Source organism: Streptomyces sp. NPDC051041, assembly GCF_044456065.1.
GTDB classification, from domain to species: Bacteria; Actinomycetota; Actinomycetes; order Streptomycetales; family Streptomycetaceae; genus Streptomyces; species Streptomyces glaucus.
In genome coordinates this window covers 174,287-198,532 of record NZ_JBITFM010000010.1, presented here as the reverse complement: position 1 = coordinate 198,532, position 24,246 = coordinate 174,287, and the positions used below count along the sequence as shown (strand labels likewise).

General features: G+C 74.0%; 22 protein-coding genes and 1 pseudogene. 14 read left to right on the top strand and 9 right to left on the bottom strand.

Annotated elements, in window-relative coordinates:
* The first annotated feature begins 81 nt into the window (after positions 1-81).
* Positions 82-504: a winged helix-turn-helix transcriptional regulator gene (locus ACIBAI_RS18390; RefSeq protein ID WP_399035421.1), complete on the top strand. Its 423-nt coding sequence runs from the start codon at positions 82-84 to the stop codon at positions 502-504.
* A 19-nt stretch (positions 505-523) separates the two neighbouring features.
* Here the strand turns inward: ACIBAI_RS18390 and ACIBAI_RS18385 are convergent, their stop codons facing one another.
* Positions 524-1,075 carry a flavin reductase family protein gene (locus tag ACIBAI_RS18385; protein ID WP_399035419.1) on the bottom strand — a complete coding sequence of 184 codons (552 nt, stop codon included), beginning with the start codon at positions 1,073-1,075 and terminating at the stop codon, positions 524-526.
* Between the two features lie 13 nt (positions 1,076-1,088).
* Positions 1,089-1,547 carry a cation:proton antiporter gene (locus tag ACIBAI_RS18380; RefSeq protein WP_399035417.1) on the bottom strand — a complete coding sequence of 153 codons (459 nt, stop codon included), beginning with the start codon at positions 1,545-1,547 and terminating at the stop codon, positions 1,089-1,091.
* On the opposite strand from ACIBAI_RS18380, the pseudogene ACIBAI_RS18375 reads away from it, so the two are divergent.
* The 4 genes and pseudogenes from ACIBAI_RS18375 to ACIBAI_RS18360 form a co-directional block, all read left to right on the top strand.
* Positions 1,543-2,313: pseudogene (locus ACIBAI_RS18375) on the top strand (acyl-CoA carboxylase subunit beta); the annotation flags it as partial. The gene ACIBAI_RS18380 and the pseudogene ACIBAI_RS18375 overlap by 5 nt on opposite strands.
* 8 nt (positions 2,314-2,321) lie before the next feature.
* Positions 2,322-2,552 (top strand): acyl-CoA carboxylase subunit epsilon, encoded by a 231-nt coding sequence (locus ACIBAI_RS18370; protein WP_399035416.1) that lies wholly within the window; start codon positions 2,322-2,324, stop codon positions 2,550-2,552.
* A gap of 636 nt (positions 2,553-3,188) precedes the next feature.
* Positions 3,189-5,252: a SpoIIE family protein phosphatase gene (locus ACIBAI_RS18365; RefSeq protein ID WP_399035414.1), complete on the top strand. Its 2,064-nt coding sequence runs from the start codon at positions 3,189-3,191 to the stop codon at positions 5,250-5,252.
* A 508-nt stretch (positions 5,253-5,760) separates the two neighbouring features.
* Complete coding sequence (locus tag ACIBAI_RS18360; protein WP_399035413.1) at positions 5,761-6,306, top strand: DUF488 family protein; 546 nt, start codon at positions 5,761-5,763, stop codon at positions 6,304-6,306.
* Positions 6,307-6,549: 243 nt separating this feature from the next.
* Here the strand turns inward: ACIBAI_RS18360 and ACIBAI_RS18355 are convergent, their stop codons facing one another.
* The 4 genes from ACIBAI_RS18355 to ACIBAI_RS18340 all read right to left on the bottom strand — a co-directional run bounded on the left by ACIBAI_RS18355 (position 6,550) and on the right by ACIBAI_RS18340 (position 10,546).
* Positions 6,550-7,017 (bottom strand): hypothetical protein, encoded by a 468-nt coding sequence (locus ACIBAI_RS18355; RefSeq protein ID WP_399035412.1) that lies wholly within the window; start codon positions 7,015-7,017, stop codon positions 6,550-6,552.
* Between the two features lie 5 nt (positions 7,018-7,022).
* Positions 7,023-9,581: a molybdopterin-dependent oxidoreductase gene (locus ACIBAI_RS18350; RefSeq protein ID WP_399035411.1), complete on the bottom strand. Its 2,559-nt coding sequence runs from the start codon at positions 9,579-9,581 to the stop codon at positions 7,023-7,025.
* A 398-nt stretch (positions 9,582-9,979) separates the two neighbouring features.
* Positions 9,980-10,312, bottom strand: a complete 333-nt coding sequence (locus ACIBAI_RS18345) for a DUF3140 domain-containing protein (RefSeq protein ID WP_399035409.1) — start codon at positions 10,310-10,312, stop codon at positions 9,980-9,982.
* Between the two features lie 6 nt (positions 10,313-10,318).
* On the bottom strand, positions 10,319-10,546 hold the full coding sequence (locus ACIBAI_RS18340; protein ID WP_399035407.1) for a DUF2945 domain-containing protein: 228 nt from the start codon (positions 10,544-10,546) through the stop codon (positions 10,319-10,321).
* 295 nt (positions 10,547-10,841) lie between these two features.
* Between ACIBAI_RS18340 and ACIBAI_RS18335 the strand changes: the two genes are divergently transcribed.
* Positions 10,842-11,174, top strand: coding sequence for a plasmid stabilization protein (locus tag ACIBAI_RS18335; protein ID WP_399035406.1), 333 nt, complete (start codon positions 10,842-10,844; stop codon positions 11,172-11,174).
* Between the two features lie 298 nt (positions 11,175-11,472).
* Here ACIBAI_RS18335 and ACIBAI_RS18330 read toward each other — a convergent pair whose 3' ends face one another.
* A complete protein-coding gene (locus ACIBAI_RS18330) occupies positions 11,473-11,991 on the bottom strand; it encodes a DUF4396 domain-containing protein (protein WP_399035405.1) in 519 nt (172 codons plus the stop codon).
* A 289-nt stretch (positions 11,992-12,280) separates the two neighbouring features.
* On the opposite strand from ACIBAI_RS18330, the gene ACIBAI_RS18325 reads away from it, so the two are divergent.
* Entirely contained in the window at positions 12,281-12,850 is a 570-nt protein-coding gene (locus tag ACIBAI_RS18325; RefSeq protein ID WP_399035403.1) for a DUF6328 family protein, read from the top strand.
* Positions 12,851-13,105: 255 nt separating this feature from the next.
* Here the strand turns inward: ACIBAI_RS18325 and ACIBAI_RS18320 are convergent, their stop codons facing one another.
* Both ACIBAI_RS18320 and ACIBAI_RS18315 read right to left on the bottom strand, forming a co-directional pair.
* Positions 13,106-13,855 (bottom strand): SOS response-associated peptidase, encoded by a 750-nt coding sequence (locus tag ACIBAI_RS18320; RefSeq protein WP_399035401.1) that lies wholly within the window; start codon positions 13,853-13,855, stop codon positions 13,106-13,108.
* Between the two features lie 91 nt (positions 13,856-13,946).
* Positions 13,947-15,839: an ABC transporter ATP-binding protein gene (locus tag ACIBAI_RS18315; RefSeq protein WP_399035399.1), complete on the bottom strand. Its 1,893-nt coding sequence runs from the start codon at positions 15,837-15,839 to the stop codon at positions 13,947-13,949.
* Positions 15,840-16,091: 252 nt separating this feature from the next.
* Between ACIBAI_RS18315 and ACIBAI_RS18310 the strand changes: the two genes are divergently transcribed.
* From ACIBAI_RS18310 to ACIBAI_RS18280, 7 genes are all read left to right on the top strand, one after another.
* Positions 16,092-16,991, top strand: coding sequence for a YbhN family protein (locus ACIBAI_RS18310; RefSeq protein ID WP_399035457.1), 900 nt, complete (start codon positions 16,092-16,094; stop codon positions 16,989-16,991).
* A 596-nt stretch (positions 16,992-17,587) separates the two neighbouring features.
* The gene (locus ACIBAI_RS18305; protein ID WP_399035397.1) at positions 17,588-18,673 is read left to right on the top strand and encodes a mechanosensitive ion channel family protein; all 1,086 of its coding nucleotides are present in this window, start codon (positions 17,588-17,590) and stop codon (positions 18,671-18,673) included.
* Between the two features lie 274 nt (positions 18,674-18,947).
* Positions 18,948-21,167: an NADP-dependent isocitrate dehydrogenase gene (locus ACIBAI_RS18300; protein ID WP_399035395.1), complete on the top strand. Its 2,220-nt coding sequence runs from the start codon at positions 18,948-18,950 to the stop codon at positions 21,165-21,167.
* A gap of 245 nt (positions 21,168-21,412) precedes the next feature.
* The gene (locus ACIBAI_RS18295; RefSeq protein ID WP_344606915.1) at positions 21,413-22,276 is read left to right on the top strand and encodes a helix-turn-helix transcriptional regulator; all 864 of its coding nucleotides are present in this window, start codon (positions 21,413-21,415) and stop codon (positions 22,274-22,276) included.
* Complete coding sequence (locus tag ACIBAI_RS18290; RefSeq protein ID WP_344606917.1) at positions 22,273-22,503, top strand: DUF397 domain-containing protein; 231 nt, start codon at positions 22,273-22,275, stop codon at positions 22,501-22,503. The genes ACIBAI_RS18295 and ACIBAI_RS18290 overlap by 4 nt, the downstream gene beginning before the upstream one ends.
* A 113-nt stretch (positions 22,504-22,616) precedes the next feature.
* Positions 22,617-23,207, top strand: a complete 591-nt coding sequence (locus ACIBAI_RS18285; protein WP_399035394.1) for a hypothetical protein — start codon at positions 22,617-22,619, stop codon at positions 23,205-23,207.
* Positions 23,208-23,277: 70 nt separating this feature from the next.
* The gene (locus ACIBAI_RS18280) at positions 23,278-24,087 is read left to right on the top strand and encodes an N-formylglutamate amidohydrolase (RefSeq protein ID WP_399035392.1); all 810 of its coding nucleotides are present in this window, start codon (positions 23,278-23,280) and stop codon (positions 24,085-24,087) included.
* The last annotated feature ends 159 nt before the right edge of the window (positions 24,088-24,246 follow it).

Sequence of the window (24,246 nt, the reverse complement as noted above, 5' to 3'; positions counted from 1 at the left end):
GGCCGCTCCCCGTCTTCCGGGAAGCTAGCATCCTCGATAAAGTAGGTACCTAGGGGAAAGTGACTTCCTGGGAGGGTTCGCATGGGCAGCAGCACCGGCGTCATGGGCGGCGCCGTCACACATGGCGGACAGGTCGACTCGGAACTGGCGTGCCCGGTCTCCCCGGTGGTCGACATCGTCTTCAGCCGCTGGACGACGCCGATCCTGTGGACGCTGAACGAGTTCGGCCGGCAGCGTTTCGTCGAGCTCCAGCGCAACATCCGCACCATCACGCCGAAGGTGCTCACCCAGCGGCTGCGCCAGATGGAGCGCGACGGCCTGATCGTGCGCACGTACCATCCCGAGGTGCCGCCCCGGGTCGAGTACGAGATCAGCGACCTCGGCCGCAGCCTGGCGCCGATCTTCGCCCACCTCGCCGACTGGTCCGCGGGGAACCTCCACAAGGTCGAGCGGGCCCGGCGGGAGTTCGACCAGGCCGACGAGCGGGCGTCCGCACCGCGGTGACCCGCGGCCGGCCCGGTCGCTAACCTCGGGCGGGCGCCGGGACATCGCTGTCGAGTACGCGCATGGCGCCCTTGTAGAAGACCAGCGGGTCGGCCTCCTCGGTCGAGGCGCCCAGGGCGGTGACCTCGCCGACCAGAATGGCGTGGTCGCCGCCGTCGTACTCCTCGGCGAGCCGGCACCCCAGGAAGGCCAGCGCCTCGGTGAGGACCGGCAGTCCGCGCGCGGAGCGGTGGTGCGGGACATCCGCCAGCCGCGCGGACTCGCGGCCCGCGAACTTCCAGGCCAGACCTTGCTGATGGCGCGTCAGGAAATTCACCACAAAGCCCCGGGACTTCTGCAGGACCGGACGCAGCCGGGACTGCCGGTGCAGGCAGAACAGCACCAGCGGCGGCTCCAGCGAGACGGAGGTGAAGGAATTCACCGTGGTGGCGGCGCCGTCCTCCGGGCCGCCGGTGGTGATGACGGTGACGCCGGTGGCGAAATTGCCGCACACCGCGCGCAGCGCACGGCCGTCGACCGGCGGTTGCGGCAGCTGCCGGCCGTGCTGGGACAACGGCTGGATGGGTATCACGTGAGCTCCCTCGTCAGGTGTGCGGCGCGGTCGCGTCCGCGACGGTCGTACGGACCTTCCGGGTCTCGCCGGCCGTGAAGTGCTCGCGCCGGGACAGCAGTGGGGCCGCCATCGCCGTCGTCACGAGGGCCATGATCACCAGCATGGTGAACATCCGCTCCTTGGCCTCGCGCCAGGACAGGCCGGACAGCCGGGCCGGGACGATCGCGCCCAGCAGCTTGCCCGCGCAGGCCACGGCGACGACCAGGGCCAGGGCCAGGTAGTCGGTCGCGGTCAGGGCGCCGAGGTCGACGCCGAGGCCGGTGACGATGAAGAACACCGGCAGCAGCACGACGCTGACGTCGTCCAGCGGCCGGCGCAGATGTGCCGCGAGCACCCGCCGGGGTTCGCGCGGCATGACGAAGCCGAACAGGAACGCGCCGAAGATCTGGTGGATGCCGATCCACGAGGTCAGCCACGACGAGGCGAACACCCCGGCGGACCGCCCCGGCGACGCCCTGCTCGACCTGGTCCCCGAGGACGGCAACCGCTCCTACGACATCCGCAAGGTGATCGAGGAGATCGTCGACGACGGCGACTGCCTGGAGGTCCACGCCGCCTTCGCCCCCAACATCGTCTGCGAGCTGGCCCGCCTCGACGGGCACGTCGTCGGCATCGTCGCCAACCAGCCCGCCTCCATGGCCGGCGTGCTCGACATCAGGGCGAGCGAGAAGGGCGCGCGGTTCGTGCAGTTCTGCGACGCGTTCAACATTCCGCTGATCACCCTGGTGGACGTGCCCGGCTTCCTGCCCGGCGTCGACCAGGAGCACGAGGGCATCATCCGGCGCGGCGCGAAACTCCTCTACGCCTACTGCAACGCCACCGTGCCCCGCGTCTCGGTCGTCCTGCGCAAGGCCTACGGCGGCGCCTACATCGTCATGGACTCCCGCTCCATCGGCGCCGACATCGCCCTCGCCTGGCCCACCAACGAGATCGCGGTGATGGGCGCCGAGGGCGCCGCCAACGTCGTCTTCCGCCGGGAGATCGCGGCGGCGGAGGACCCCGAGGCGATGCGCCGCCAGAAGATCGACGCGTACCGGAAGGAACTCGTCCACCCCTACTACGCGGCGGAGCGCGGCCTGGTCGACGATGTGATCGACCCCCGCGAGACCCGGCAGATCCTCAGCCGCGCCGTGGCGATGCTCGCCGCCAAGTCCGCCGCCCTGCCCGCCCGCAAGCACGGCAACCCGCCCCAGTAGGAGACCTCGTGACAACGACTCCGCCCCCGGCTCCGACCTCCTCCGACCTGCTCGCCGCCACCTCCTTCCGCGTCCTGAGGGGCGAGCCGAGCACCGAGGAGCTCGCCGCGTTCACCGCGGTCCTGACCCTGCGCCTGACGGCCGCGGACGGGCCGGCCCCGCAACGCCGCACCACGGCCCACTGGTCCCGCCCGGAACGTGTCCGTGCCTACACCTGCCCAAGGGACTGGCACGGCTGAGACACCGGCCGCAGCGCTCCTCTCCGTCGTCCGTCGTCGCGCGATGACGTGCCGCGACCGGCGGCCCCGCCCCGGTGACGCACCCGACGGGGTGCGTCCTGCCTCCGCTGAGTGGTGTGCCCTGTGGAGCTGCGGGCCACGGGCCTGGCGTGCGCGGCCGTCGCGGAGGCGATATGCCATCACGGCGACTTCGGCGTAATGTCCGCTTATGGGTGATTTTCGGTGCGGCTGGTGTGGTGCAGCCCTGCCGGAGTCGGCCGGGCGCGGCAGCCGCCACCGCCGCCCAGCACACCAGCGGACGGCCTGCTGGGCACGGCGCCGTCGGCGGACCGCCGGCGGTGCACGGCGGGACACGGCCGTCACCCAGCGGCGCGACGGGCTCCCCGCCGCGGGGCGGACCGGCGGACGCCGCTGCGCCGCGGCGGCCGGGAACCGGAAGCCGGTGCGCCCGGCGGCCCCGGCCCGCCGACGGGCCGGGGCGAGCCGGCCGCGGTTCGGGGCGCGCCTCGGCACCGGCGGCGAAACGGCCGGAGCCCGCCTCCGGCGGGCGCGGGATTCCCGGCGGCCGCCCGGCGCGGCCGGACGGGACGGAGCCGGGCCGGCCCCCCGGCTGCCACGGATCCGGGCGGGCCGCTGATGGACGCCGCGATGGCCTCCGTGATCCGGGAGAGCGGCGCGTACGGGGGGCTGCTGTACGTGCTGCCGCCGGACGGGGACGCCCTGTGGCTGGTGATGGTGGCGGGGGCTCTGCACGAGGTCACGAGCCCGTGGAGGCGGATCGCGCTGACCGATCCGATGCCGGTGGCGGACGCCGTACGCGAACGGCGCCTGGTCTGGGTCGCCGACCAGGAGGAGATGGCGCGCCGGTACCCGCGGCCGGCACTCGTACTGCCGTACGACTTCGCCCTGGCGGCCGCCCCGGTCGCCTCCGCCGCCGCGGTCCAGGGCGGGCTGGTGCTGCTCTGGCCCGGGGACCACCCGCCGCGGCTGGGTCCGGACGAGCGCGGCGCCGTCCGGGCCGGCTGCCGCCGCCTGGGCGACCTCCTGCGGCAGGCCGCGGACCGCGGTGACCCGGTGCTGCCCGCCGGCCCGCTGCGGATCCCGCCGCCACCGGCCGGGCGCGTCCCCTCCCCCGCCGAGGCGTCGGCCGTCTCGGCCTTTCTCGACCGGCTGCCGGGAGGGTCCTGCGCGCTGGACATGTACGGCCGCATCACCTTCATCACCCCGGCCGCCGCCGACCTCGTCGGCGGCGATCCGGCCGACCTGGTGGGCGCCCTGCCCTGGGAGGCGCTGCCGTGGATGGACGCCCCCCAGGTCGAGGACCGCTACCGGGCCGCGCTGGTCAGCCGCCGGCCACAGGCGTTCACCGTCCTGCGCCCGCCGGACGTGTGGCTGACCTTCGAGCTGTACCCGGACCCTTCCGGCATCAGCGTCCGCATCACCCGCAGCGGCCCGTCCGGGGACGCTCCCCCGCCGCGGCCCGTGCCGGCCTCGGCTCCCAGCCGCGCCGCCGTGCTGTACCACCTGATGCACCTGGCCGCCACCCTCACCGAGGCCGTCGGCGTGCAGGACGTGGTCGAGCAGACCGCCGACCAGCTGCTGCCCGCCCTGGGGGCGCAGGCCATGGTGCTGATGACCGCCGAGGACGGCCGTCTGAGGATTCTCGGCCACCGTGGCTACCGCTCCGAGATCGCGGACCGCTTCGACTCCGTCTCCCTGCACTCGGACGTCCCCGGCATCAAGGTTCTGACCACCGGTGTCCCGGAGTTCTTCGCGACCTTCGAGGAGCTCCGGAGCGCCTATCCGCCCGCCGTGCACGAGGACGGGATGGCGGCATGGGCCTTCCTGCCGCTGATCGCGTCCGGCCGCCCCATCGGCTCCCTCCTCCTCGCCTACCGACGCCCCCGCGTCTTCCCGTCCGGCGAGCGCGCCGTACTCACCTCACTGGCCGGTCTGGTCGGCCAGGCCCTGGACCGCGCCCGCCTCTACGACGCCACGAACCACCTCGCCCACCGCCTGCAGTCCGCCCTGCTGCCGCACACCCTGCCCCGCGTCCCCGGCCTGAGAGTCGCCGCCCGCTACCTGCCGGCGGCCCGGGGCCTGGGCATCGGCGGCGACTTCTACGACCTCGTCCGCCTCGACGAGCACACGGTCGGCGCCACCATCGGCGACGTGCAGGGACACAACGTGGACGCCGCGGCCCTCATGGGGCAGGTCCGCACCGCCGTCCACGCCCACGCCACCGTGGGCGCCTCCCCCGACGACGTCCTGGCCGGCGCCAACCGCCTGCTCATCGATCTCGACCCCGGCCTGTTCACCAGCTGCCTCTACGTCCACCTCGACCTCGCCGCCCACCGCGCGTGCCTGGCCACCGCCGGCCACCCGCCGCCCCTTGTGCGCCACGCCGACGGACGCACCGAGCTCCTCCCCGTTCCGCCCGGTCTCCTGCTCGGCATCGAGCCGGACACCCGCTACCCGGCCCTGGACGTCCCCCTGCCGTCCGGCTGCGTCCTCGCCCTCTACACCGACGGGCTCGTCGAAGCCCCCGGGGTCGACCTCGACGACGCGACCGCCGCCCTCGCCGGACTCCTGGAGCGCACCGACCCCACCGACCTCGACGCCATGGCCGACGTCCTCGTCCGCCACGCCCCCACCCCCGGCGACGACATCGCCCTGCTCCTCATCAGCCCCGGCGCGTGAGGGGCCGCCCGCGCCCCGGAGCCCGCACAGCCCCTGCCCGGGGGTTTGGGCCCGCGGACCCGCGCAACCCGGCCACGACGGCAGGGCGCCGAGGGCTGCGCGGACTCCCCGGCCGCGTCGCGGCGACCCAGCAGGAGGCATCGATGGATCACTCCCGCGTCCCGGTGCCGGAAGCACGGCAGGAGTTCCGGCGTCGTGGCGACGTGGCGCACGGGCCGCCGGGACACGAGCAGGGGCTGGGGGCTGGGGGACGGCTCCCGGGTCGTCCCCGACGCCGCCGCCCCCGCCGTCGGGACCCGGCGCGTGGCAGTCCGGTGAAGGCGCGGCCCGTGCCGGGACAGGGGGCGCGGCCGGGCGGCCCCCGCGCGGGGCGTCCGGGCCGGTGCGCGGCGCCGGTCACCGCCCGGCCCCGCTCCCGGGGTCCGGCCCGCGGGAGCCGCCAGGCCCTCCCGTCCCGGGTGTGCCGGTGCGGGAGGGGAGGACCGGTGAGGGGAGGGTTGGTGAGGGGATGCGCCCACCGGAACTGATCACGTTCGGGCACAGCACGGCCGGGCACGCCGCGATCCGCGAGCTGCTGGCCCGGGCCGCCGTCGCCGCCGTGGTGGACGTACGGACCGCTCCCGGCAGCCGGCGCGACCCCGATCTGTCCCGGGAGCGCCTGGCGCAGTGGCTGCCCGCCGGCGGGATCGCCTACCGGTGGGAGCGGGACCTGGGGGGCTTCCGCAGGCCGCCGCCGCAGTCGCCCGACACCGTGTGGCGCAATGCCTCCTTCCGCGGCTATGCGGCCCACACCCGGACGCCGCGGTTCCTCGCCGCGATGGACCGTCTGCTGCAGCAGGCGGCGGGGGCCCGCACGGCCGTGATGTGCAGTGAAGCGGTGTGGTGGCGGTGTCATCGGCGCCTCATCGCCGATTTCGCGGTGGTCGCCCGTGCGGTGCCCGTCCGCCACCTGATGCACGACGGACGCCTGACCGCCCACACCCCGACTCCGGGAGTCCGGCTGCGGGACGACGGCCTCCTCGTCTACGACGACCGCCTTCGCGCGGAGCCCTGACCGGTGCGGACGGCCGCGCCCGGGCCGGTGCGCACTCGACAGCGCGAGACGCCCGGCGCGGGGACGAGGCGCGTCCAGCGCCTGCCGGACCGGGCCGGTCCGGTCCCGGGGCGTCCCGGGCGGCATCCCCCGGGACCGGCCCCGGGACCGCCGGTCCCGCCGCGCCGGCGCCTTCCGCGGGGCGTCCCCGCCGCCCCGGCCGGCGGAGCGCTCCGTGGTCCGCCGGCGGTCCGCCCGGACGGTTCACGAGGCAGCCGCGGAGGCGATCAGCGCCTGGGGGGCCGCCTGCTTGATGCGGGTGTTCAGCCACAGCAGCTGGCGTCGGGTGTCGGCCGCGCACGCCTCCACGACGTCCAGCAGTTCGCGGTCGCGTGTTCCCCGGGCCGCCTGGCCCAGGACGGTCCAGGTGATCTCGACGAAGGAGGCCAGGGTGTAGAGGTCCTGCAGATCGCGCAGAAGGCCGACGCCGCCGGAGCGGGTGCGGGACAGTCCCTCGGCGTGCAGCCGCTCGGGCTCGTCCTCGCGCTGCTCGCCGTAGCGGTCGGCGACGGGCGCGAGCCGGTCGACGTGCGTGTCGCTCATGCCGGCGAGGGTGTGGCAGACGGCGTGCACGTCCGGCTCGTCGGCGTGACCGCCGGCCACCTGGCGGAAGGCGTCGGCCAGTGTCCGGGACGCGGTGTGCTGGAGGCCGATGTAGGTGGCGAGGTGCATGGGGGTCAGTCCTCCGTGCCGGTGGTGGACGTCGTGGTCCCTCCGGAGCCGGGCCGGCCCGCCGTCTCCTCCGGTGCCCGGGAGGGTCGCGGCGGCGCGGCGGCGTTCGGGCGTTCGCTCACCTCGGCGCCGGGGCCGCCGGCGGTGGCCGGGACGCCGGCCGGGTCGGCCGGTGCGGACGCCGTGGTGGTGGGGGCGGGCGAGGGACCGGTGGCGTCGGCGGTCTTCACGATCCGGACCGCCCCGGTCTTGTACAGCGGCTGCTTGGAGACCGGGTCCCATTCGGTGATCGTCAGTTCGTTCGCCGCGCGCGGGCTGTCCCCCGGTGCCGCCCCGTCGGTGCCGGGCTGGTCCCAGTAGCCGTAGTGGAAGGGGACGAACACCACCCCGTCGCGGCCGCGGCCGATGCGCACCGGGGCCTGCACCGCTCCCCGGGGCGATTCCAGCCGCACCAGGTCGCCCTCCCCCACGCCGAGCCGTGCCGCGTCACCCGCGGACAGCTCCACCCACACGCCGGGGGCCGCATCGCGGAGCCGGCGGGAGCGCCCGGTCTTGGTGCGGGTGTGGAAGTGGTAGACGGTGCGGCCGGTGGTGAGGACGAACGGGTACTCCTCCCCGGGGCTCTCCGGCGGCGGGACGTAGGGGGCGGCCTTGAGGAACGCGCGGCCGTCGGGGCGCTGGGCGCGGTACGCCTGCTCGCCGAGCGCGCCTCCGGTGAGCAGGTCGTGGCCGTAGGTCTCGCAGACGTCCGGGTGGGTGGGGAAGTGCCCGTCCGCGTACAGGCGGTCGGTGCCTTCGGGCGCCTTGCCGTTCACCGGCCAGGGGATGCCGCTGCCGCCGCGCAGCTTGTCGTAGCCCAGGCCGGTGTAGTCCACCGGGCGGCCGCGGGTGCACTCCCGCCACGCCTCGAAGGCCCCTTCCGGGGTCGACCACTTGATCAGCGGGGCGCCGTCCTTGTCGCGGAAGTCCATGCGGCGGGCGTAATCGAGCCAGATGTCCAGGTCGCTGCGGGCCTCGCCGGGCGGCTCGACGGCCTTCTCCGACAGGTGCACGGTGCGGTCGGCGTTGGTGAAGGTGCCCTGCTTCTCACCCCACAGGGCGGCCGGCAGGACGACGTCGGCCAGGCGGGCGGTCTCGGTGAGGAAGCCGTCCTGCACGATCGTGAAGAGGGAGTCCTGCCCCAGGATCCCGCGGATGCGGGGCAGTTCGGGCAGCGAGACCGCCGGGTTGGTGCCGGAGATCCACAGCAGGCCGATCGAGCCCTGCTCGCAGTAGCGCCAGATCTGCATCGCGTGCGTCGGCGGCGCCCAGTGCGGGATGGTCATCGGATCGACGTTCCACAGGTCGGCCAACTGCCGGACGTGGTCGGGGTTGTCCCAGTTGCGGAAGCCCGGCAGGTCGCCGTCGGCGCCGCACTCGCGGGTGTTCTGGGCGGTGGGCTGGCCGTTCATCTGCAGGATCCCGCACCCGGGACGCCCCAGCATCCCCCGCAGCAGGTGCAGGTTGTTCACCGCGCAGGAGGCGGCGGTGGCCTGGTGGGACTGGAAGAACCCCTGCAGCACCGTGGACAGCACCCGCTCGCAGGTGCCGAAGATCTCCGCGGCGCGACGGATGTCGTCGGCCGGGACCCGGCAGATCGCGGCCGCGTGCTCGGGGGTGTAAGGCTCGACGACGGCCTTCAGCTCGTCGAAGCCCAGGGTGTGCGCCGCGACGTAGTCCTCGTCCACCCAGCCGTTGCGGACGACCTCGCGGATCAGTGCGTTCATCAGCGCCAGGTTGGTGCCCGGCAGCGGCGCCAGGTGCACCCCGCCGGTGGCCCGGGCCGCCTCGGCGACCTTGGTCGTGCGGGGGTCGACGGCGACGATCCGCGGCGGTTTCGGGCCGTGGATGCGGTCCAGGACGCGCATCCACAGCACGGTCTGCGTCTCGGCCATGTTGTGCCCGAACAGGAACACGGCGTCGGTGGCCTCGATGTCGCCGTAGCTGCCCGGCTGCCCGTCCGAGCCGAAGCTCTCCTTCAGCGCGGCCGCCGCGGTCGCGGTGCACAGGCGGGTGTTGCCGTCCATGTGCGGCGTGCCCAGCCCCGCCTTCCCGATCACGCCCAGGGTGTAGTACTCCTCCAGGAACAGCTGCCCGGAGGTGTAGAAGGCGTGGCTGAGGGCTCCGGCGTCGGTGGCCAGCAGCTGCCGCGAGCGCTCCACGACGCGGCCCATCGCCGTGTCCCAGTCGCACTCGACCAGGTTCCCGCTCCCGTCGCGCACCAGGGGGCGGGTCAGCCGGTCGGTGCGGCTCCACTGCCACGACCCGTACAGACCCTTGGGCCCCAGCCGGCCGTGGTTGACGGTGTCCACCGCGCGGCCCCGGATCCCCACCATGCGGCCGTCCTTGACCGCGATGTCGCAGCCGCACCCGTTGCTGCACAGCACGCACGCCGACTGCACCCACCGGTCCACGTCCGCCTCGGTCACCGAGGCGTCCAGGTGGGCGTCGACGCGCACCGGCCAGGGCGTGTCCCTCGCATGGGGGGTGCGCGCGCCCCAGACGTCCGCGATCCGGTCACTCACAGGCGGCCTCTTTCTGCCGACGGGAATCCGTGGGCGACACAGGTACCCGCCCGTCCACGACTGCTACCCGTCACGGGGGAGAGACCACCTGCCCGACGCAGACCGTCGCCTTCCGCGGGCCACCGCCGCCACCGGCCGCCGGAGCACACCCCACCGCGGAAGTCCCTCCGGGCCGCGCACAGCGTCCTCCCCGGCCGTGTGCGGCATCGCCGACCGCTGCGGCGTCCCGGCCGCGCCGGCCGGCACCGCGGGGAACCGTCCGGTCCGTCGTCCCGCGTCCGTTCCGTGTCCCCCTCGGTCAGGCGTGCGGCCCGCGCGGCGGACGGCCCGGCCGGCCTCAGGGGTCCGGGCCGGGGAAGACGGGGCGGAACCGGCACGCCCCCTGCCTCCGACGTGTCTCAGGCCAGCGGGTCGTGGCCCCAGTTCATGAGCGAGTACCTCCACCGGGTGTCCCGTACGTCGCCCTGGGGCCGCTGGGCGAGATGCCTCCGGATGTAGCCGACGACCTTGCGCATGTGCTGGTAGTCGTCGTCCGTCAGGTCGCCCTTCTTCGCGCGCAGGATGTCCGCGATCCGCCGGCCGGAGGCGTGTCCGGTGGACTCGTCCCCGTCCTTGTGCTGCCCGGCGCTCTGCGACTGTTCCGAAGCCAGCCACTGCTCCAGGTCGGCCGGCCTCATGTTCACCAGCTCACGGAACGCGTCCCAGGTCTCCTTGCGCTCGTCGTCGTCCACGCGGCATCACTTCTTCTTCAGCGCGGACGGCTTGTGCACCGCGGACTTGCCGGACTTCTCGCTGCGGACCTGGTACTGCGGGTCCTCGGGCGAGGCGTCCACCGTCCGCCCCCCGGCCTCTGTCCGCTCGGTGATCTCCTTCTCCACCTCGCCCTCGGCCTGACCGCCGTGACTGCTCCAGGCGACCTTGTCGCCCTTCTTCATCTTCCTGCCCTCGCCCCGGCTCTTCGCCATCTCGGTCTCCTCCACCTCTCGTCGCGGACGGTTCGCTCCCCGTCTTCCAGGGTGGGGGCTTTCCGTCCGCCTCGCAGCTCCGGACCGGCGCGGCCGAGGCCGGAGCCGGGGGCGCCGCCCGGCGGTCCGCGGCCGGGGCAGGGCGCCCGGAGGGCGGCCAGGACGTCGCGGGGCCGGCGGCCCCGCGAGGCGGCGGCCGTTTCACCGGCCCGCCGGAGGAAACTCTCCCCGCACCCATCGAGCCGGCGGGCTTTCCGCACGGAATCAGCGCGCCGGAACCGGAAGGAGACCGATCATGCCTGCAGGGTCCGACTCCAAGCGGGAGCGCCAGTACGAGCACATCAAGGACAGCGCCGAGAAGCGTGGCGCGTCCGAGGGGCGGGCCGAGGAGCTGGCCGCCAGGACGGTGAACAAGCAGCGCGCCCGGTCCGGCGAGGCGAAATCGTCGAGCAGCGGCTCGACGAGGGGCAAGTCGCCGTCGCAGCGCGGCGGGGAGAGGTCCGGAAGGTCCCGGAGCGGGGATTCGGGCCCCACCCGGGAGCAGCTCTACCGGGAGGCGAGGAAGAAGGGCGTCGAGGGCCGGTCCACGATGAACAAGGACCAGCTCGCCAGGGCTCTCGGCCGCTGACCGGCCGGGGCTCTGCCTCGGGGAGTCCGGGCGGACCGGGCCGTCATCGCAGCTCTCCGAGTCCCTCCAGCCGGCCCGCGCCGGGGCATGTCCCGGCGCGGGCCGGCCCCGTCGGCGTCGCGCTGGTCATGTCGCTCCCTGCGTCACCCGGTGTGGTGGATGGTGCGGCGGGCGTCGGCCGTCGCCGCCACCGAGCCGATGATGCACCGCCCGGTCGCGTCCCGCAGGTCCGGGAGCGGCCGCGGGCGGCGCGGACGCGGTCCGCCGCCGACGCGGGGTCCCGGCCGCGGGCCGGGTGTCAGTGGTGGGCGTGGACCACGGCGTGGCCCTTGCCGCGGCCGATCATCCACTTGTTGACCGGTGTGGTGACCAGGAAGGCGACGGCGAAGCCGCCCAGCAGGGCCGACCAGAACAGCCCGTCGGACAGGTGGGCGTCCATCGCGCCGGGAACGAGGGCGATGACGGTGTTGTCGACGAGTTCCATCACGGCGATGGAGACGGTGTCGGCGGCGAGCGCGACCCTGATCGCGGTCTTGAGGTCCAGGCCGGCGCGGCGGACCGCGAACAGGGTGAACGAGTAGCCGAACACGAAGGCGAGCACGATCGCCAGGGCCATGGTGGGCACGTTGCCCCACATCAGGGCGGTGCCGATGGCCATGCCGAGGATCTCGCCGACGGCGCAGCCGGTCAGGCAGTGCAGGGTCGCCTTCGCCGCCGTGGACCAGGACGCTCCGGGCGGGGCGCCGTGGTGCCCGGCGTGGTCGTGGGAGACCGCGTGGTGGTGCGGGGTGCCGGTGTGACGCGTGCTGTGCTGCATGGTCGTCGTTCCTTCCCGTCCGGTGCGACCCGCTGCCGGGTCTTCACCCTCCCTGAACCATATACCCCCCGGGGGTATTTCCCCAAGGGGGTGGAAGCGCCGCTTCAGGACCGGCCGGTCACGGCGGGGAGGGTGAGGACGCGGGCGCGGGAGGCCGCCGGGCACGCCGGGACGGGTCCGCACCCGGCGGGGCGGCCCCGCCGCGCGCGGAACGGTCCTGGCGTGCCCATGCCCCGCATGGAAGGGCCCGAGCAGGGCAAACGGTTCCCTCTGGGATTTGGAGGATGTTATGACCATGACGGAGCAGCCGGCGCAGTCGGCGAGAGAGGACACCGCCTGCTGCGCACGCCACGACAGCCACCGGTCGGAGCCGGGTGACGAGGCGCCGGAGACACCGCGCGAGCGGGTCAACCGCCGCTGGAACGAGATCCTGCAGGAGACACGGGTCACCCAGACCGGCGTGCAGATCCTCTTCGGATTCCTGCTCAGCGTGGCCTTCACCCCGCTGTTCCGCGAGTTGGAGACGCTGGACCGCGCCATCTACGTCACCACCGTGGTGCTCGGCGCGGCGGCCACGGGATCGCTGATAGCGCCCGTCTCCCTCCACCGCTTCCTGTCCGGTCAGCGCATGAAGGACGAACTGGTGGAGACCGCCTGCCGCCTGATGATGTGCGGCATGGTCCTCCTCGCGCTGACCATCGGCTGCACCCTCCTGCTGATCCTGCGCTTCGTGGTTCCCGGCGTCCTCGCCGAAGTGCTCGTCGGCGCGGTCATGCTGTGGTTCGGCCTGTGCTGGTACGCGCTGCCGCTGCTCCTGCGGCGCCGCGCCGCCCGGCGCTCCCGCACCGACGACGCATAGCGCGTCCGGGACCGCGGGGCGAGGAGCCGTGACCGGACGCCGCGGCGGGGCATCCTCCCGCCCGGGCCTCGGGGCCGCCCCGTCCCCGGCGGGCACGGCCGCAGCCGCCCGCGTGCGGCCTCGGCGAGGGCCGGCGGGTGCGGTGCGAAGCGGTGCTGCCACTGTCACCGGGCGGCGCCGGACCGTCCGCACCGGCGGACGGACCTGGCGCCGCCGGACCCGCGCGGGGCGGGGAGGGCGTCCCGGCCCGTGCCGTCACGCCTGCCCGGTCGCCTCGTCCAGCAGCCGGGGCCCGTTGTTGCGGACGTTGTTGACGGCGGTGGAGACCGGGCGGGCGGTGAGGCGGCCGTCGGCGGGCCGGGTGAGCAGGGCGCGGAGCCGGCCGGGGTCCTGGTGGCCGGGGTCGAGCCAGTCGTCGTAACGGTCCGGGGCGAGGGCGAGCGGCATGCGGGGGTGGACGCGGCCGGCGGCGTCGGTGGCCTCGGTGGTGATGATGGTGCAGGTCGTCAGCCAGGCGGCCGGGTCGTCGTCGTGCTCGACCTCGGGGTCGCGCCAGGACTCGTACAGTCCGGCGAGCGCCATCACCTGCCCGTCGGCCGGGTGGATGTAGTACGGCTGCTTGCGGGGCTTGCCCGTCCTCTCGTCCTCGGTCTGCTGCCACTCGTAGAAGCCGTCGGCCGGCAGCAGGCAGCGGCGCTTGGCGAAGGCGCGGCGGTAGGCGGGCTTCTCGTGCACCGTCTCCACCCGGGCGTTGATCATTCGGGCGCCGATACCGGCGTCCTTCGCCCACGAGGGCACCAGTCCCCAGCGCAGCGGGCGCAGCACCCGCCGGGCCGGACCGGCCTCGTCGCCGTCGCGCGGGGGCCGCTCGAGCACGGCCCACACGTCATGGGTGGGGGCGACGTTCCAGTTCGGCGCCAGCGCCTCCTCGGGGCTCCAGTCGGTGACGCCGAAGAGGCGGGCCAGGTCCTCGGGACCGCGGGTGGAGACGTAACGACCGCACATACGGCCACTGTGCCACGGCGCCCGCCGCCGCGCCCGGACCGCCCGGGCGCGGCGGCGGAAGCGGCCCGCGGCGGCTCCGGCCGGTCCCCGCCTACGCCGCCTCCCCCACGGGCGCGGGCCCGGGCCGGCGTCCGAACTGCGTCCGGTACAGCTGGGCGTACCGGCCGCCCGCCGCCAGCAGGTCCTCGTGCCTGCCGCGTTCGACGATCCGGCCCGCCTCGACCACCAGGATCAGGTCCGCCGTGCGGACGGTGGACAGGCGGTGGGCGATCACGATGGCCGTCCGGCCCTCCAGGGCCTCGGCCAGCGCCTCCTGGACCGCGGCCTCGGAGGTGTTGTCCAGGTGGGCGGTGGCCTCGTCGAGGACGACGACCCGCTGGCGGGCCAGCAGCAGCCGGGCGATGGTCATGCGCTGGCGCTCGCCGCCGGAGAGCCGGTAGCCGCGCTCCCCGACCACCGTGTCGAGGCCGTCCGGCAGGGACCGCACGAGGTCGTCGAGGCGGGCGCGGCGCAGGGCGTCCCACAGCTCCTCCTCGGTCGCGGCGGGGCGGGCCAGGAGCAGGTTGGCGCGGACCGTGTCGTGGAAGAGGTGGCCGTCCTGGGTGACCATGCCGATGGTGTCGCGCAGGGACCGGGCCGTCAGGTCGCGGACGTCGACGCCGCCGATGCGCACCGCGCCCCCGTCGACGTCGTACAGGCGCGGCAGCAGTTGCGCGATGGTCGACTTGCCGGCGCCGGACGACCCGACGAGCGCCACCGTCCGCCCCGGTTCCGCGCGGAAGGAGATGCCGCGCAGGACCTCGGTCCCGCCCCGGGTGTCCAGGGAGGCCACCTCCTCCAGGGAGGCCAGGGAGACCTTGTCGGCGGCGGGATAGCCGAAGCGGACGTCGTCGAACTCCACCGACACCGGGCCGTCGGGGACCGGGCGCGCGTCCGGCTTCTCCTCGATGAGGGGTTTCAGGTCCAGCACCTCGAAGACGCGCTCGAAGCTCACCAGCGCGCTCATCACCTCCACCCGCGCCCCGGCGAGCGCCGTGAGCGGCGCGTACAGGCGGGTCAGGAGCAGCGCGAGGGAGACCACCGCGCCCGGTTCGAGGGTGCCGCGCAGGGCGAAGAAGCCGCCGAGGCCGTAGACGAGGGCCAGCGCCAGGGCGGAGACCAGGGTGAGCGCGGTGATGAACGCCGCCTGGGCGGTGGCCGTGCGGACGCCGATGTCCGCCACCCGGCGGGCCCGCGCCGCGAACTCGGCCGACTCCTCCTCCGGCCGTCCGAACAGCTTGACCAGCGTGGCCCCGGGCGCCGAGAACCGCTCGGTCATCCGGGTGCCCATCGCCGCGTTCAGGGCGGCCGCCTCGCGCTGCATCCGGGCCATGCGGCTGCCCACGCGCCGGGCGGGCACGACGAACACCGGGAGCAGCACCAGCGCGAGCAGGGTGATCTGCCAGGACAGGGTGAGCATGACGGCGAGGGTGAGCAGCAGCGTGACCAGGTTGCCGACCACCCCGGACAGCGTGGTGCTGAAGGCCCGCTGGGCGCCGATGACGTCGTTGTTGAGGCGGGAGACGAGCGCCCCCGTACGCGTGCGGGTGAAGAACGCGACCGGCATGCGCTGCACGTGGTCGAACACGGCCGTCCGCAGGTCGAGGATGAGTCCCTCCCCGAGCGTCGCGGAGAGTCTGCGGCCGAGGATGCCGAGCGCCGCCTCCACCACCGCGAGGGCCGCGATGAGCAGGGCCAGGCGTACGACGGTGCCCTCGTCGCCGCCGGACACGATCGCGTCCACGACGCGCCCGGCCAGGACCGGGGTGGCGACGGCGAGCAGCGCGGTGAGCACGCCGAGTGCCACGAACAGGGCGATGCGGCGGCGGTGCGGGCGGGCGAAGGCGCCGATGCGGCGCAGGGTCGCGCGGGTCAGGGGGCGCTTCTCCCGCTGGGCGTTCACGACGCTGTGCAGCTGGTTCCAGGCTGTGGTCTCCATGCTCATGGCAGCGAACCTAGAAGCTCAAGTATTGTTGAGGTCAACACCGGGATCCCGACGGACCCGACGACCGCCCGTAAGCCGCCCGCCCCGCCGCCGCAACCCGCGGTTGGCGCGGCACGGCCACTCTCCTCGGGTGTGACAGCGGCACACCTCCCCGACCTTCCCCAGGAGCGATCCCTCCGGTCCTCCCGGGTGCCCCGGCTCCCCCGGTTCTCCCGGCTTCCCCGCCGCGTCCCGGTCCGTCAGGTCCTGTGCCTGCTCCCGCTCCCGCTCGTCGCCGTGGTGGCGGTGCGGCACCGGTCCGTGCTCGCCGAGGGCCTCGTCCACCTCGGGTCCGCGCGGTGGCCCTGGCTGCTGGCCGCGGTCGGCACGACCTGCCTGACCTGGGTCGCCGCCGCCGTGACCCGGCAGGGCGCGGTCGTCGAGCGGCTGCCCCGGCTGCGGCTGCTCGCCACGCAGTTCGCGGCGGGCGCGGCCAACCACCTGCTGCCGACGGGCCTGGGCGCGAGCGCGGTCAACCTGCGGTTCATGACGGTGTGCGGGCTGCCGCTCGCCCGCTCCTCGGCCGCCCTCGCGCTGTACCTGCTGGCAGAGTCCATCGGCCGGCTGGCGCTGCTGGGCGCGCTGCTGATCGCCTTCCCCGACGCGCTGCGGCTGGGGGGTCCGCTGCCCGAGGGGGCGCTCGGCCCGCTGCCGGCGGCCGCCGCCGCGGCGCTGGTGGCGGCGGCCGGCGCGCTCGCGCTGGTGCCGCGGCTGCGGACGGCCGTGCTGTCGTTCCTGCGGACGGCCCTCGGGGAGGCCCGCTCGGTGCACGCCCGCCCGGCGCGGGCGCTCGCGCTGTGGGGCGGCTCGCTGGCCTTCCCGGCGTTGCAGGCCGCCGGGCTGGTGCTGGTGGGGCGGGCGCTGGGACTGCCGGTGCCCGCCGCGCACATGGCGCTGGCCTATCTGGCGGCGACGGTCGCCGTCGCGCTGGTACCCACGCCGGGCGGCATCGGCTCGGTCGAGACGGCCCTGATCGTGGCCCTGGTGGCGGTCGGCGGCCCGGCGGCCGTGGCCACGGCGGTGGTCCTCGCCTACCGCATCATCACGTTCTGGCTCCCCCTGCTGCCGGGGGCGCTGACGCTGGGCGCGCTGGTGCGGCTGAAGGTGATCTGAGCCCGCCCCGGACCGCCGGATCCCCCGAGGGTCCCGCGGCCCGCACGGGGCCGGCGACGGCGCGCGGCGCGGTCACCGGCGGCGGCGTCACCGGCGGCACGCCCGCGTACGCCGCGCCGCTCCCGCTGCGTCCGCACGCCGGTGCCGGGCTCACGCCCGGACCGTGGAACCTGGGGCGATGGAGCGGATCGGTCGGCTGGATCGCGGTGGTGCGGGCGGCGCTCGTCACGGTGCCGTCCTGCCTGCCGCGGCCGCCGCCGGCGGCGGCCGGCGCGGTGGACCACGCGTCCGTCGCCCCGCTGGTCCCGGCCGCCGTGCGGCGGTCCGTCGCCCGCCGCCCGTACGGCATCCGGCCACCGCCGCGGACGGCTCCGGCCAGGACCGGGCCGAACCGGCCGGGAGCGTCGTGCGACAGCCGCGCACGGTGCGGGCCGCTGTTCCCGATACGGCAGGATGGGCCATCGCGCCGGCCGCGCGGCGACGGGCGGCCGGCCTGCTGGAACATCCCGGAAACGAGCAGGTGACGACGTGATGAGACCTCACATCCGGCCGTCGGCGAGTGGGTTCGCCGCAGCGCTTGTCCCCGGAGGTGACCGGTGACCCGCGGACTCACCGTGCACGATCTGGTCATCGCCGGAATCTGGCTGGCCGTCGGCCTGCTGGCGGCCTTCCTGCTGCGCATGCTGCTGCGCTGGCTGGGCAAGCACGCCGGCCGCACCCGCTGGAGCGGGGACGACGTCATCGTGGGCGCCCTGCGCACGGTGGTGCCCTGGGCGGCGGTCGCGGGCGGCACGGCGGGCGCCGCGGCGGTGCTGCCGCTGACGCGCACGGTCCAGCACCACACCAACCAGGCGCTGACCGTGCTGGTCATGTTCGTCGCGACGGTGACGGCGGCCCGGGTGGTCGCGGGGCTGGTGCGGACGGTGACGCAGTCCCGGTCCGGGGTCGCCGGATCGGCCACGATCTTCGTCAACATCACCCGGATCCTGGTCCTGGCGATCGGCTTCCTGGTGGTGCTGCAGACGCTGGGCATCTCCATCGCCCCGCTGCTCACCGCCCTGGGCGTCGGCGGCCTGGCCGTCGCCCTGGCCCTGCAGGACACGCTCGCCAACCTCTTCGCGGGCATCCACATCCTCGCCTCCAGGACGGTGCAGCCCGGCGACTACATCCGGCTCAGCAGCGGCGAGGAGGGCTACGTCGAGGACATCAACTGGCGGCAGACCACGGTCCGCGAGCTGTCCAACAACCTCGTCGTGATCCCCAACGGCCAGCTGGCGAAGACGAACATGACCAATTTCATGCGTCCCGAGCAGCAGCTGACCATCCTGGTGCAGGCGGGCGTCGCCTACGACAGCGACCTGGAGCACGTCGAGCGGGTGACGACGGAGGTCGTCGCCGAGGTGATGACGGAGATCACCGGCGCGGTCCCGGACCACGAGCCGGCGGTGCGCTTCCACACCTTCGGCGACTCCCGGATCGGTTTCACGGTCATCCTGGGCGTCGGCGAGTTCAGCGACCAGTACCGGATCAAGCACGAGTTCATCAAGCGGCTGCACAAGCGCTACCGGGAGGAGGGCATCCGCATCCCGGCGCCCACCCGGACGGTGGCGCTGCAGCAGGGCACGGTGGTGATACCGCAGCAGCGCGAATCGGACGGCACGGCCTCCGCCCGGCTCGACTGAGGGCGCCGCGGCGTCACCGGGCCGCCCCGGTGCGGCCTCCCCCTGGCCGTGCGGCCGCGGGGACGGCCGCACGGGCGGCCGCCCGGCCCGGGGAACGGGCCCGGCCGCCCCGTGGCGTCGGGAGCGTCCTCCCGCCGGGACGGCCGGATCAGGCCACCGGGCGGCGGAACTCCCCACGGACCACGGGCCGAGTCCCCGGACCCCTGTCGAGCCGGGGGCGATCACGAGATATCTTGATGTCGAGCAATGTTGCAGACGTGGAGCGGAGCACCCGGTGACTGACTCGACCATCATCTATACGCACACTGACGAGGCCCCGGCCCTGGCGACGTATTCCTTCCTGCCGGTGGTCCAGGCGTACGCCTCGCAGGCGGGGGTCGCTGTGGAGACCCGCGACATCTCGCTGGCCGGGCGCATCATCGCCGTCTTCCCGGAGTACCTGACCGAGGAGCAGCGCATCCCGGACGCGCTCGCGGAGCTGGGCGAGCTGGCCAAGACGCCCGCGGCCAACATCATCAAGCTGCCGAACATCTCGGCGTCCATCCCGCAGCTGAAGGCCGCGATCGCCGAGCTGCAGGGCCAGGGCTACGCGCTGCCGGACTACCCGGACGACCCCAAGACCGACGAGGAGCGGGAGATCCGCGCCCGCTACGACAAGGTCAAGGGCTCCGCCGTCAACCCGGTGCTGCGCGAGGGCAACTCCGACCGCCGCGCCCCCGCCTCGGTGAAGAACTACGCCAAGACCCACCCGCACCGCATGGGCGCCTGGACCGCCGAGTCGAAGACCAACGTGGCGACCATGGGCCAGAACGACTTCCGCTCCACCGAGAAGTCCGTGGTCATCGCCGAGGACGGCACGCTGCGCATCGAGCTGGTCGGCGACGACGGCACCACCACCGTGCTGCGCGAGTCGGTCCCCGTCCAGCGGGGCGAGGTCGTCGACGCCTCCGTGATGCGCGTCGCCGCGCTGCGCGAGTTCCTCGCGGAGCAGGTCGCCCGCGCCAAGCAGGAGGGCGCCCTGTTCTCCGTGCACCTGAAGGCCACGATGATGAAGGTCTCCGACCCGATCATCTTCGGTCACGTGGTGCGCGCCTTCTTCCCGAAGACGTTCGCGAAGTACGGCGAGACGCTCGCCGCGGCCGGCCTGACCCCGAACGACGGTCTGGGCGGCATCTTCAAGGGCCTGGAGTCCCTGCCGGAGGGCGCCGAGATCAGGGCCTCCTTCGACGCCGAGCTCGCCGAGGGCCCGGACCTGGCCATGGTCGACTCCGACAAGGGCATCACCAACCTGCACGTGCCCTCCGACGTCATCGTCGACGCCTCCATGCCGGCCATGATCCGCACCTCCGGCCACATGTGGGGCCCGGACGGCCAGGAGCACGACACCCTCGCCGTGCTGCCGGACTCCTCCTACGCCGGCGTCTACCAGGCCGTGATCGACGACTGCCGCGCCAACGGCGCCTACGACCCGGCGACCATGGGCTCCGTCCCGAACGTCGGCCTGATGGCGCAGAAGGCCGAGGAGTACGGCAGCCACGACAAGACCTTCGAGATCCCGGCCACCGGCACGGTCCGCCTGGTCGACGGCAACGGCACCGTCGTCATCGAGCAGACCGTCTCCGCCGGCGACATCTTCCGCGCCTGCCAGACCAAGGACGCCCCGATCCGCGACTGGGTGAAGCTGGCCGTCACCCGCGCCCGCGCCACCGGCGACCCGGCGGTGTTCTGGCTGGACGCCACCCGCGCCCACGACGCCAACCTGATCGCCAAGGTCGAGCAGTACCTGCCGGAGCACGACACCGAGGGCCTGGACATCCGCATCCTGCCCCCCGTCGAGGCGACCAAGCTGTCGGTGGAGCGCATCCGCCGCGGTGAGAACACCATCTCCGTCACCGGCAACGTGCTGCGCGACTACCTGACCGACCTGTTCCCGATCCTGGAGCTGGGCACCAGCGCCAAGATGCTGTCGGTCGTCCCGCTGATGGCGGGCGGCGGCCTGTTCGAGACCGGGGCCGGCGGCTCCGCGCCCAAGCACGTGCAGCAGCTGGTCAAGGAGAACTACCTGCGCTGGGACTCGCTCGGTGAGTTCTTCGCCCTGGTGCCGGCCTTCGAGCAGTACGCGAAGGTCACGGGCAACGCCCGCGCCCAGGTCCTGGCCGACACCCTCGACCGCGCCACGGCGACCTTCCTCAACGAGGACAAGTCCCCGACCCGGCGCGTCGGCGGCATCGACAACCGCGGCAGCCACTTCTACCTGTCCCTGTACTGGGCGCAGGAGCTGGCGAAGCAGACCGACGACGCGGACCTGGCGAAGGCCTTCGCCCCGCTCGCCGAGACGCTCGCCGCCAACGAGCAGAAGATCGTCGACGAGCTGATCGCCGTCCAGGGCAAGCCGGCCGACATCGGCGGCTACTACCAGCCCGACCCGGCCAAGGCCGCGGCGGTCATGCGCCCGTCCGCCACCTGGAACGAGGCGCTCGCGTCGCTGGGCTGATCCGGTGCCCGCGCCCCTGAGGCGCGGGAGAACCCGAACCGATCCGACACGCCGCCCCGGCGGGACCCGTCCCGCCGGGGCGGTCGTGCGTCCGGGCGACGGCACGCTGGGCGGCCGGAGAATCTTTTTCACGCAATTGCGTGAGCCATGTATCTCCAGCCAACTATGCTCAACAGGAAGGAACTTGACGGTGAACACACTTGCGGTGGGCAACACATCACCACACGGGATGCGAGGGGGAGGCGATGGCTGCGGCCGGTGGTCCCACACTGCGGCGGCGTCAGCTCGGAGCCGAGCTGCGGCGCCTGCGTGAACACGCGGGCAAGAGGATCGAGGACGCCGCGGCGTACCTGGAGTGCTCGATGTCCAAGATCAGCAGGGTGGAGACCGGGCAGGCGCCGATCAAGGCACGGGACGTCCGCGACCTGCTCCAGTGGTACGGCGTCACGGACCGGGCACTGACCGAGACCGTCCTGCAGATCCACAAGGACGCCCAGCAGCAGGGCTGGTGGGCGCACTACGCGGAAGTGCTGCCCTCGGGCATGGCCACCTATGCGGGACTGGAGGCGGACGCCCGCGCCCTGCGCTCGTACGAACCGACCTTCGTGCACGGTCTGCTGCAGACCGAGGACTACGCCCGCGCGGTGATCGCCGCCGTACGGCCCAACAAGCCGTACGAGGTGGAGCAGTTGGTGCGTTTCCGCAAGGAACGGCAGGCGCTGCTGACCCGTGAACCCGAGCCGCTGGAGCTGTGGGTGGTGGTGGAGGAGAGCGCCCTGCGCCGCCCCGTCGGCGGCACGGAGGTCATGGCGGCCCAGTTGGAGCACCTGGCCGGTGCCGCGTCCCTGCCGAACGTGACGATCCAGATCATGCCGACCGCCAAGGGCGCCCACGCGGCCCTGGCCGGGACCTTCTCACTGCTGGAGTTCGAACCCGGCATCCCGACGGTCGTCTACGTCAACTCCATCGCCGGAAACGTGTACCTGGAGAAGGAGCGCGACGTGCGCACCTTCGTCCAGACCTTCGATCTCGTGCGGGCCGCGGCTCCCGATCCGCAGGAGACACCCGCCACGCTGGAGCGGATAGCAAGGGAGATCCAGGCGTCATGAACACGCACGACGAGCGGCACCCGCCGCGGATAGACCCGGACGACGCCGACTGGCGCAGGAGCAGCCGCAGTTCGGGCAACGGAGCCTGCGTCGAGGTAGCCGTCGCCGACGGCGTCGTCGCCGTCCGGGACTCCAAGAACACCGGTGGGCCGATCCTCGCGTTCACACCGCGCCGGTGGCGGGCGTTCCTCGAAGGGGCGGGCGAGGCTCCGCTCCCCCGTCCCTGAGCAGTTCGTCAGGGAACCGCTGGCGGGCCGGAGCGGTGTGCCATCCGGATCAGTTGCCGCACGTACGAATGGAGTACGACGCGCGACCGGCCCCTCGGCGCGTCGGGCTGCCCGTGCACAACGTACCCTCTCTCCTGCCCGTCGCGTCCGGCGCCTTCTACACGGAGGACACCTTCTGGACGGCAGCCGGCGTCGCCGTGGCCCTCGTCGTCGGGTGCGGTGGGGTCTGGGCCGTGTTCCGGGCCGCGCACCCCAGACGGCGTCTCACCTACACCGTGAGCCACAGGCCGCTGGTGCACCGGCACATCGGCGGAAACCTGGAGGTTCGCCGGAACGGGACGCTGCTGACCGACCCGCATCTCGTCGAGGTGGTACTCACCAACCCCGGCCGACGGGACATCGCCAGCACCGCGTTCGACGGCGGGGAGCCCTTACGGGTGGACCTGGCCGTGCCCTACCTGGAGGTGCTCCGCACCGAGTCCAGCCCCAGCTCGGCCCAGCTTCCGCCGGCCCGGGTGCACGGTTCGGTGCTGAATGTCGGACCGGGACGGATCGGGTGCGGCACGACGATCAGCTACCTCCTGCTCGTGGACACGGCACCGACGTACACCTGCCGGCACTCGCTGCTCGACGTGGAGGTCCGGCACCTGCCCGCCCCGCAGGCCCGCAGGACCACGCGTCAGACCTCCCTCGTCCGGCCGTAGCAGCGCCCGTCCCCCGGTATGAGATCTTGATCCTGTCGCCCGCCACCGCCAACAGTCCTGGAGCAGCCCGATGACCGGACCGACGACCGACGCCCCGCCCTCCTTCGAGCTGCTGCCCGGCGCCGGCGACTCCCCCGTGATCCTGCACGTGCCGCACTCCGCGCGGGAGATACCGCCCGCCGTGCGCGCCGGCATCGTGCTGGACGACGACGCGCTGGAGCGGGAGCTGGACCACATCACCGACGCGCACACCGCGCGGATCGCCGAGGAGGCGGCCCGGCTGGCGTCCGTCGCCCCCTGGCGGTTCGTCAACCGGCTGTCTCGGCTGGTCGTCGACCCGGAGCGGTTCCCGGACGAGCGGGAGGAGATGCTCGCCGTCGGGATGGGCGCCGTGTACACGCGCACCACCCACCGTGCGCCCCTGCGGCCCGCGGACACCGATCCCGAGCCCCTCGTGGAGCGGTACTTCCGTCCCTACGCACGCGCCATGACGGAGGCGGTCGCCGACCGGCTCGCCGCCACCGGACGAGCCGTGATCATCGACGTCCACTCCTACCCCGCCGCCGCGCTGCCGTACGAGCTGCACGGCGAGGGGCCGCGCCCGCCGGTCTGCCTGGGCACCGACGCCTTCCACACCCCTCCCGAGCTGCTGGCAAAGGCGCGCGAGGCGTTCGCGGAGTGCGGGGAGACCGGGCTCGACAGCCCGTTCAGCGGCACCTACGTGCCGTTGGAGTTCTACCGGAAGCGGCCCGAGGTGGGCGCGCTGATGGTGGAGATCCGCCGGGACACGTACATGACCGAGCCGGGCGGCCCCGCCGGGCCCGGGCTGCCCCGCCTCGCCACCGCCTTGGCGGCCCTCGTCGACGCCGTCTCCCGCTGACCGCCGGTGCCCGGACCCGGGCGGACCGGGCACCGGCCGGAGCGCTTCCGGCGCGCGGCCGGGGGCCGGTGCGGCCCGGGCCCCGTGTCACGCCGGGAGACCGGTCATCGGCGGCCGCGGTCCGGCCGCGCCGGAGGCGCCGCACGTCACGTGCCGCGC

What these genes read in the sequence shown, in the direction of transcription:
- ACIBAI_RS18390 (WP_399035421.1), top strand. Translation starts at nt 82, where the DNA reads ATGGGCAGCAGCACCGGCGTCATGGGCGGCGCCGTCACACATGGCGGA.
- ACIBAI_RS18365 (WP_399035414.1), top strand. Translation starts at nt 3,189, where the DNA reads ATGGACGCCGCGATGGCCTCCGTGATCCGGGAGAGCGGCGCGTACGGG.
- ACIBAI_RS18360 (WP_399035413.1), top strand. Translation starts at nt 5,761, where the DNA reads ATGCGCCCACCGGAACTGATCACGTTCGGGCACAGCACGGCCGGGCAC.
- ACIBAI_RS18355 (WP_399035412.1), bottom strand. Translation starts at nt 7,017, where the DNA reads ATGCACCTCGCCACCTACATCGGCCTCCAGCACACCGCGTCCCGGACA.
- ACIBAI_RS18340 (WP_399035407.1), bottom strand. Translation starts at nt 10,546, where the DNA reads ATGGCGAAGAGCCGGGGCGAGGGCAGGAAGATGAAGAAGGGCGACAAG.
- ACIBAI_RS18335 (WP_399035406.1), top strand. Translation starts at nt 10,842, where the DNA reads ATGCCTGCAGGGTCCGACTCCAAGCGGGAGCGCCAGTACGAGCACATC.
- ACIBAI_RS18330 (WP_399035405.1), bottom strand. Translation starts at nt 11,991, where the DNA reads ATGCAGCACAGCACGCGTCACACCGGCACCCCGCACCACCACGCGGTC.
- ACIBAI_RS18325 (WP_399035403.1), top strand. Translation starts at nt 12,281, where the DNA reads ATGACCATGACGGAGCAGCCGGCGCAGTCGGCGAGAGAGGACACCGCC.
- ACIBAI_RS18320 (WP_399035401.1), bottom strand. Translation starts at nt 13,855, where the DNA reads ATGTGCGGTCGTTACGTCTCCACCCGCGGTCCCGAGGACCTGGCCCGC.
- ACIBAI_RS18315 (WP_399035399.1), bottom strand. Translation starts at nt 15,839, where the DNA reads ATGAGCATGGAGACCACAGCCTGGAACCAGCTGCACAGCGTCGTGAAC.
- ACIBAI_RS18295 (WP_344606915.1), top strand. Translation starts at nt 21,413, where the DNA reads ATGGCTGCGGCCGGTGGTCCCACACTGCGGCGGCGTCAGCTCGGAGCC.
- ACIBAI_RS18290 (WP_344606917.1), top strand. Translation starts at nt 22,273, where the DNA reads ATGAACACGCACGACGAGCGGCACCCGCCGCGGATAGACCCGGACGAC.
- ACIBAI_RS18280 (WP_399035392.1), top strand. Translation starts at nt 23,278, where the DNA reads ATGACCGGACCGACGACCGACGCCCCGCCCTCCTTCGAGCTGCTGCCC.